The sequence below is a fragment of the Aeromonas sp. Prich7-2 genome (assembly GCF_017939255.1).
Taxonomy (GTDB): Bacteria; Pseudomonadota; Gammaproteobacteria; order Enterobacterales; family Aeromonadaceae; genus Aeromonas; species Aeromonas caviae.
Genome location: NZ_JAGKRI010000369.1, coordinates 24,681 through 33,365 on the forward strand (window position 1 = coordinate 24,681; position 8,685 = coordinate 33,365).

General features: G+C 60.8%; 6 protein-coding genes and 1 pseudogene. 2 read left to right on the forward strand and 5 right to left on the reverse strand.

The annotated features are described in order from the left end of the window. Positions 1–28 precede the first annotated feature (28 nt). The 3 genes from nrdA to ubiG all read right to left on the reverse strand — a co-directional run bounded on the left by nrdA (position 29) and on the right by ubiG (position 4,284). Entirely contained in the window at positions 29–2,296 is a 2,268-nt protein-coding gene (nrdA, locus tag J9892_RS23810; protein WP_010674815.1) for a class 1a ribonucleoside-diphosphate reductase subunit alpha, read from the reverse strand. A gap of 585 nt (positions 2,297–2,881) precedes the next feature. Next, entirely contained in the window at positions 2,882–3,568 is a 687-nt protein-coding gene (locus J9892_RS23815; protein WP_052816222.1) for an HAD-IA family hydrolase, read from the reverse strand. Beyond that, positions 3,568–4,284: a bifunctional 2-polyprenyl-6-hydroxyphenol methylase/3-demethylubiquinol 3-O-methyltransferase UbiG gene (gene ubiG, locus J9892_RS23820; protein ID WP_052816220.1), complete on the reverse strand. Its 717-nt coding sequence runs from the start codon at positions 4,282–4,284 to the stop codon at positions 3,568–3,570. The genes J9892_RS23815 and ubiG overlap by 1 nt, the downstream gene beginning before the upstream one ends. A gap of 199 nt (positions 4,285–4,483) precedes the next feature. On the opposite strand from ubiG, the gene gyrA reads away from it, so the two are divergent. Together gyrA and J9892_RS23830 are read left to right on the forward strand one after the other, a co-directional pair. Beyond that, positions 4,484–7,231, forward strand: coding sequence for a DNA topoisomerase (ATP-hydrolyzing) subunit A (gene gyrA, locus J9892_RS23825; protein ID WP_039040760.1), 2,748 nt, complete (start codon positions 4,484–4,486; stop codon positions 7,229–7,231). A 304-nt stretch (positions 7,232–7,535) separates the two neighbouring features. Beyond that, the gene (locus J9892_RS23830; RefSeq protein ID WP_171865703.1) at positions 7,536–7,709 is read left to right on the forward strand and encodes a hypothetical protein; all 174 of its coding nucleotides are present in this window, start codon (positions 7,536–7,538) and stop codon (positions 7,707–7,709) included. A 6-nt stretch (positions 7,710–7,715) separates the two neighbouring features. On the opposite strand, the pseudogene J9892_RS23835 reads toward J9892_RS23830, so the two are convergent. Beyond that, positions 7,716–8,546 (reverse strand): annotated as a pseudogene (locus tag J9892_RS23835) (PA0069 family radical SAM protein); the annotation flags it as partial. Between the two features lie 60 nt (positions 8,547–8,606). Continuing rightward, the coding region (locus J9892_RS23840) for a transposase (protein WP_210538172.1) at positions 8,607–8,685 on the reverse strand (79 nt) is incomplete at its 5' end.

The window sequence follows — 8,685 nt, forward strand, 5'->3', positions numbered from 1 at the left end:
CCGCCCGGTTTATCAGTGCGTTTCGCGGTTAGATCTTGCAAGCCCCGCCGGCGCAGCCGTCATCTTGCAGATCGGTCTGGGTGTCGTCGGCACCATCACGGGTGTTGTGATAGTAGAGGGTCTTGAGACCGTATTTGTAGGCGGTCAGCAAGTCTTTGAGCAACTGCTTCATCGGCACCTTGTTGCCTTCGAAGCGGGCCGGGTCGTAGTTGGTGTTGGCGGAGATCGCCTGATCCACGAACTTCTGCATGATGCCGACCAGCTGCAGGTAACCGTCGACGCTCGGCTGCTTCCACAGCAGTTCGTACTGATCCTTCAGGCGGTGGTACTCCGGTACCACCTGCTTGAGGATGCCGTCCTTGGAGGCTTTCACCGACACCAGGCCGCGGGGAGGCTCGATGCCGTTGGTGGCGTTGGAGATCTGGCTGGAGGTCTCGCTCGGCATCAGGGCGGTCAGGGTGGAGTTACGCAGACCCACGGTCTTGATCTCTTCGCGCAAGGTTTCCCAGTCCAGGTGCAGGGGTTCATTGCACAGGGTGTCCAGATCCTTTTTATAGGTATCGATGGGCAGGATACCCTGGGCATAGGTGGTCTCGTTGAAGGCCGGGCAGGGGCCGAACTCGCGGGCCAGTTGCACGGAGGCCTTCAGCAGGTAGTACTGGATCGCCTCGAAGGTGCGGTGGGTCAGGGCCAGACCGGAACCATCGGAGTAGCGGGCACCGTTTTTCGCCAGGTAGTAGGCGTAGTTGATGACGCCGATCCCCAGAGTACGGCGGTTCATGCTGCCCTTCTTGGCGGCCTTGAGCGGGTAGTCCTGATAGTCGAGCAGGGCGTCCAGAGCGCGCACGGCCAGCTCGGCCATCTCTTCCAGATCTTCCAGCTTCTCGATGGCGCCCAGGTTGAAGGCGGAGAGAGTGCACAGGGCAATCTCGCCGTCCTCGTCATCCACGTTGTTGAGCGGCTTGGTGGGCAGCGCAATCTCGAGGCAGAGGTTGGACTGGCGTACCGGCGCCACGGACGGGTCGAAGGGGCTGTGGGTGTTGCAGTGATCCACGTTCTGGATGTAGATGCGACCGGTACCGGCACGCTCCTGCATCATCAGGGAGAAGAGATCCACTGCCTTCAGGGTCTTCTTGCGAATGGCCGGATCCTGTTCGTACTTGACGTAGAGCGCTTCGAACTTGTCCTGGTCCGCGAAGAAGGCGTCATAGAGACCTGGTGCATCGGACGGGGAGAACAGGGTGATGTCACCGCCCTTGATGAGGCGCTGGTACATCAGCTTGTTGATCTGCACGCCGTAGTCCATGTGACGGACCCGGTTCTCTTCCACGCCGCGGTTGTTCTTCAGTACCAGCAGGCTCTCCACCTCGGTGTGCCACAGCGGGTAGAACAGGGTGGCCGCACCACCGCGCACGCCGCCCTGAGAGCAGCACTTCACCGCAGTCTGGAAGTATTTGTAGAAGGGGATGCAGCCGGTGTGGAAGGCTTCGCCGCCACGGATGGGGCTGCCCAGACCACGGATGCGGCCGGCGTTGATGCCGATGCCGGCGCGCTGGGAAACATAACGCACGATGGCGCTGGCGGTGGCATTGATGGAATCCAGGCTGTCGTCGCACTCGATCAGCACGCAGGAGCTGAACTGGCGGGTCGGGGTGCGCACGCCGCTCATGATCGGGGTCGGCAGGGAGATCTTGAAGGTCGAGACCGCATCATAGAAGCGCTTGATGTAGTCCAGACGAGTATCTTTCGGATACTTGGAGAAGAGGCAGGCCGCTACCAGGATGTAGAGGAACTGCGGGCTCTCGTAGATCTCGCCGGTGACGCGGTTCTGTACCAGGTACTTGCCTTCGAGCTGCTTGACCGCCGCGTAGGAGAAGTCCATGTCGCGCCAGTGATCGAGGTAGCCGTTCAGCTCCTCAAATTCCGCCTGGGTGTAGTCTTCAAGCAGGTGCTTGTCGTACTTGCCCATGTCCACCAGTCTGGCGACGTGCTGATACAGGTGGGGCGGCTCGAACTGGCCGTAGGCCTTCTTGCGCAGGTGGAAGATGGCCAGACGGGCAGCCATGTACTGGTAGTCCGGGCTTTGCTCGGAGATGAGGTCAGCAGCAGCCTTGATGATGGTCTCGTGGATGTCGGCGGTACGGATACCGTCATAGAACTGGATGTGGGACTTGAGCTCCACCTGGGAGACCGACACGTTGTCGAGCTTCTCGGCAGCCCAGTCGAGCACACGGTGAATTTTATCCAGATCGATGGGTTCTTTGTGTCCGTTACGCTTCGTCACAAACAAGTTCATTGGCTGATGACCCCTTTCATTGATACCTGCCGGTATCGGTTGATTCCCGAAAAGCCATCGCACAATGGCGCAACCCGGCTCCGTCTGTCGAGGGAAACTGGGCAGGGATTGTGCGATGAATCACAAGATGTAGTGTTATTTTTAATGCGAACTACAAGATAGTGAGGTCGATACGGTAATGCAATCTGTGGATAAAGCATTAGCTGTGGATAAATTGTGGGTGTCGGGACGGGAGTTAGTGGACGCTCACAGCGAACGGGTTTTCATCCGTCCGATCCGTCAAATGCAAGTCCGGCGATCGAAGATGGAAAATTAAAATAACTTTTTTTGCTTGCGAAAGCAGGGTGTTTTTACTAGCAAATCCGGCCTGCTCATCCCTTGTGCAGTCAGGGTCAAAAGGTGTCCTGTTACGCCGTTCGGGGGGTTGCCAAGCCCGTAAAAAGAGGGATCGTCCGGGATCCCTCTGGTGCGCTGCGGGGGGATCTGCGCATCGGGGCAGATGTCCGCACTGCCATCGGAACATCATCAAAGTTGCCCCGCAGATCCGCCTCTATCCGGATGCCTTGTCGGTCATGGGCATGGACGTCAGCTCAGCTCGTAACGCAGCCAGTGGTGCAGGGCCTGCACGGTATCAAAGTGAAGATCGGCGCCCCAGAGGGCCGGATCCTCGTCATCATTGAGATAACCCCAGCCAGCCACTGCGGTACGCATGCCGGCATTGCGGCCGGCCTCGATGTCGCGCACGTGATCCCCCACATAGAGACACTGGCTCGCCGCGATGCCGAGGCGCTCGCAGGCAAAGAACATGGGGGCGGGGTCGGGCTTGCGCACCGGCAAGGTGTCGGCGCTCACCGTCACGCCGCAACTGGCGAGTTCGGGCAGGGCTGCCAGGAGCGGTTCGCTGAGAAAGCCCGGCTTGTTGGTGACAATGCCCCAGGGCAGCTTTTTATCGTCGAGCCACTCGATGAGATCCACCATGCCTTCATAGGGGCGGGTGCCGACGCAGAGGTTGGCGGCGTAGTAGTCGAGCAGGGTGGTGCGAAGGCGGGTGGCCCCCAGCTCCTCGAGCAGCTCGTCCCCAAGACCGGCCCTGAGCAGCCCGAGGGCCCCGTGGGAGGTGGTCTGACGGATGATGTCGTCAGAGAGAGGGGCAAAGCCTTCGCTTATCAGCACGTGATTGACGGCGGCGCCAAGGTCTGGGGCGGTGTCGAGCAGGGTGCCGTCCAGATCAAACAGCACGCAGCCAAGGGGCATCGGGTGAGGTGTGCTCATCAGCCTTGCTCCGGGCGCTCGAACGCCACCATGTAGTTGACGTCGACATTCTTGCCGAGCTTGAAGCTGTTGGAGAGCGGGGCGTAGTGAACGCCACTCATGTCCCGCACCAGCAGGCCCGCCGCTTCCCCCATGCGACACAGTTCGGCGGGGGTGATGAACTTCTTGTGATCGTGAGTGCCCTTGGGGACCATCTTCAACAGGTACTCGGCCCCGAGGATCATCATCAGATAGGCTTTGGGGTTGCGGTTGATGGTGGAGACGAACACCTTGCCCCCCGGCCGTACCAGGGTGGCGATGGCGCGCAGCACCGAGGCCGGGTCCGGCACGTGCTCCAGCATCTCCATGCAGGTAACCACGTCATACTGGCCAGGCGCTTCATCGGCGTGGGCTTCGGCGGTGCTCTGGCGGTACTCGAGCTCCACACCTTGTTCCAGCGCGTGCAGGCGGGCGACGCCGAGGGGTTCCTTGCCCATGTCGATGCCGGTGACCCGGGCCCCCCGGCGGGCCATGCTCTCGGAGAGGATGCCGCCACCGCAGCCGATGTCGAGCACGCGCTTGCCAAACAGGCCGCCGCTCTTGTCGGTGATCCAGTCAAGGCGCACCGGGTTGATTTGATGCAGCGGCTTGAATTCGCCCTCCATGTCCCACCAGCGGGAGGCGATGGCTTCAAATTTGGCGATTTCTGTCAGATCGACATTGGCATCACTATTCATGTTTTGATGATCCTGTGGCAAGGCGCGCAGCGGGCTGGGCGCGCGCAATCTATTGTCCTGGCGCGCATTATAACGGACCGACCTCGTCGCACCAGCCCGATGTGCTCATCGGATTTGTGGCTTAATGTATTTGGCTCAGTGTGTTACCATGTCGCGCTGTTTAAGCCAAAGAACAACTAATTAGGGATTAAGGCTTTCTATGAGCGATCTGGCCAGAGAGATCACGCCGGTCAACATCGAAGAAGAGCTCAAGAGTTCCTATCTGGATTACGCCATGAGCGTGATCGTAGGACGAGCTCTGCCGGATGTGCGTGATGGCTTGAAACCGGTTCACCGCCGCGTTCTGTATGCAATGAACGAGCTGGGGAACGACTGGAACAAGCCCTATAAAAAATCGGCCCGTGTGGTCGGTGACGTAATCGGTAAATATCACCCGCATGGCGACAGCGCCGTGTATGACACCATCGTCCGGATGGCGCAGGATTTCTCCATGCGCTACATGCTGGTCGACGGTCAGGGCAACTTCGGTTCGGTGGACGGCGACAACGCCGCGGCCATGCGTTACACCGAAGTGCGGATGGCGCGCATCTCCCACGAGCTGCTGGCCGATCTGGACAAAGAGACCGTGGACTGGGTGCCGAACTACGACGGTACCGAGATGATCCCGGCTGTCATGCCCACCAAGGTCCCCACCTTGCTGGTCAACGGCTCCTCCGGTATCGCGGTGGGCATGGCGACCAACATCCCGCCTCACAACCTCACCGAGATTGTCAACGGTTGCCTGGCGCTGATCGAAAACGGCGACCTCACCATTGACGAGCTGATGACCCATGTCACCGGCCCGGATTTCCCCACCGGCGGCATCATCAACGGTCGTTCCGGCATCGTGCAGGCGTACCGTACCGGTCGCGGCTCCGTCTATGTGCGGGCCAAGGCTGAAGTGGAGGTGGACGAGAAGACCAGTCGCGAGACCATCATCGTTCACGAGATCCCCTATCAGGTGAACAAGGCTCGCCTGATCGAGAAGATCGCCGAGCTGGTCAAAGAGAAGAAAATCGAGGGCATCAGCGCCCTGCGCGATGAGTCCGACAAAGACGGCATGCGCATCGTCATCGAGATCAAGCGCGGCGAGTCCGGCGAGATTGTGCTGAACAATCTCTACAAGCACACCCAGATGCAGACCACGTTCGGCATCAACATGGTGGCGCTGGACAACAACCAGCCCAAGGTTATGAACCTCAAAGAGATCCTGGATGCGTTCCTGCTGCACCGCCGTGAAGTGGTGACCCGCCGGACCGTGTTCGAGCTGCGCAAGGCGCGGGATCGGGCGCACATCCTGGAAGGGTTGGCGGTGGCATTGGCCAACATCGACCCCATCATCGAGCTCATTCGCCACAGTGCGACCCCGGCGGATGCGAAAGCCGCCCTGGTAGCCAAGGGCTGGGAGCTCGGCAACGTGGCCGCCATGCTGGAAAAAGCGGGCGACGACGCGGCTCGCCCCGAGTGGCTGGAGCCGGAGTTCGGCATCCGTGAAGGGCAGTACTTCCTGACCGAGATCCAGGCCCAGGCCATCCTTGACCTGCGTCTGCACAAGCTGACCGGCCTCGAGCACGAGAAGATCCTGGAAGAGTACCAATCTCTGCTGGATCTCATCGCCGAGCTGCTGCACATCCTGGCAAGCCCGGAACGCCTGATGGAAGTGATCCGTGACGAGCTGCTGGCCGTGCGCGAGCAGTACGGCGACGAGCGTCGCACCGAGATCAGCATGTCCAGTGCCGAGATCAACATCGAAGATCTGATCACCCCGGAAGACGTGGTCGTTACCTTGTCTCACCAGGGCTATGTGAAGTATCAGCCGCTCTCCGATTACGAGGCCCAGCGCCGCGGTGGTCGTGGCAAGTCGGCCACCCGGATCAAGGAAGAGGACTTTGTGGAGCGTCTGCTGGTGGCCAACACCCACGACACCATTCTGTGCTTCTCCACCCGTGGCAAGGTCTACTGGCTCAAGGTGTATCAGCTACCGGAAGCGTCCCGTGGCGCCCGCGGTCGTCCGATCATCAACCTGCTGCCGCTGGATGAGGGTGAGCGCATCACCGCCATCCTGCCGGTGAAAGAATATGACGCCGACAAGTATGTCTTCTTCGCCACCGCCAACGGCACCGTGAAGAAGACCAGCCTGTCTGACTTCAGCCGTCCGCTCTCCTCCGGTATCCGTGCCATCAACCTCAAAGAGGGTGATGAGCTGATCGGGGTGGACATCACCGATGGCAGCAACGAGATCATGCTCTTCTCCGATGCGGGCAAGGTGGTTCGCTTTGCGGAAGGCAGTGGTCGTGCCGATGCCGATGCCACTGACGAAGTCGACACCGACGACGACGCCGGCAACGACGATGACGGCAGCGACAACGGCGAAGGCACCGAAAGCAAAGGCACCTTCAAGGGCGTACGTCCCATGGGTCGTACCGCTGCCGGTGTGCGCGGCATCAAGCTGGGCGCCGGTGACAAGGTGGTCTCCCTCATCGTGCCCCGTGGTGATGGTGCCATCCTCACCGCCACCGAGAACGGTTACGGCAAGCGTACCGCGCTGGACGAGTACCCGACCAAGAGCCGTGGTACCCAGGGCGTCATCTCCATCAAGGTGGATGAGCGCAACGGCAAGGTGATCGATGCGATCCAGGTCGAAGATACCGACCAGATCATGCTGATCACCAACGGCGGTACCCTGGTTCGTACCCGGGTGTCCGAGGTGAGCGTCATCGGCCGCAACACCGGCGGTGTGCGTCTGATCCGTACCGGTGAAGACGAGACCGTAGTCGGCCTGCAGCGCGTTGCCGAGAGCGACGAAGAGGAAACCGAGGCCCTGGCTGTTGAAGGGGAGGTGTCTGAAGGCACCGACACCGCAGCGGACGCTGGCGCCGTCGATACCGGGGAGGCGGGCGACGAGTAATCGTCCCCCTTTGTCCGGTGCAAAAGAGCGACCTTGATGGTCGCTCTTTTTTTGTCCGCCTCACCGCAGGCTCTCCCCGTCCTTGTGCTTGCCCAGCAGCTCTCTTCTCTGCTGCCCGGCTCCGTCTGCCGTGCATGCAGCCCTGCCTGCCACGGCGTCATCTTCCTGATATGCAGGGTTGGTCCCATCGCATCAACACGATTCCTTCACTCGACTGTCATGGCCCTGTCATGACGGCCAGCCATGCTGCCTGCGTTGAATGAGGCCACCACAGAGGCAGGCATCGCTTGCCAGGAGCACTGTTATGACGAGCTGGGTAATGTGGGAGATCTGGTGGAGCCGGATGTGGGGAGGGCAGGAGAAGGTGCGCCTTAGGGTGGATGAGGAGGAGGTGGCGCACGAGCCATCCCGCCTGCCTGCGGAGCTGATTGCACGGCGCCACCCAGCGGGGAGCTGCCCGCCGAGACCACGGAGCTGACGGCGCTCAGAACAGACGCAACTGCTCGCCCGGGCGGATGAAGGCGGCCGTATTGAGTGCTATATGGCGCTTGCCCAGTTGCAGCCGCCTGCTGATCAGGCGAAAGCGCTGGGCGAGCAGGTCGGCAAACTGTCCTTCACCTCGCATGCGGCTACCAAAGGTGGCGCTGTTGAGTGCGCCACCCCGGCTTGCCCGCAGCTAGTTGAGGATCGCCTCTTTCTGGCCGGGATAGTGCGTATCGAGCCAGTCGCAAAAGAGGGTGGTGAGCTCGTGGGGCAATCGCAGCAAGATGTAATCCGCACAGCCCGCCCCGGCGTCGACGGCGGCCTTGATGATCTGTTCCAGTTCCGGCTCGTTGAGCCTGGGGATCATGGGGGCGGCGAGCACGCCGACCGGCACACCGGCCTTGGCCAGTCGTTCGATCACCTTGATCCGCCCAACCCCCGTGCTGGCCCTGGGCTCCAGCTGTCGCCTCAACGTCTCATTGAGGGTGGTGACCGACACCATCACCTGGCATAACCCTTCCCGGGCCAGCTCGGTCAGCAGATCGAGGTCGCGCAGGATCATGGCGCTCTTGGTGATGAGCCCTACTGGATGGCGATGAGCCAGCATCACCGTCAGGAGTTCGCGAGTCAGGCGATAGTGGTGCTCGATGGGTTGATAGGGATCGGTATTGGCCCCCAGCACGATGGTTTGTGGCTGATAGGCTGGCTTGGCAAACTCCCGTCGCAGCAGCTCGGCAGCATTGATTTTGGCAAACAGCTTGCTCTCGAAATCCAGCCCGGGGGAGAGCTCAAGGTAGGCGTGGCTGGGTCTGGCATAGCAGTAGATGCAGCCATCTTAAATGCGAAAGGGGACTCCCTCCGACGTAGGTGGGAGGGGAATTTCGCCGGGGCGTCAGCCCCGCTGGTTTTGAATGTATTGCTTGATCACCTCCAACGGTGCTCCGCCGCAAGAGCCCGCAAAGTAAGAGCGT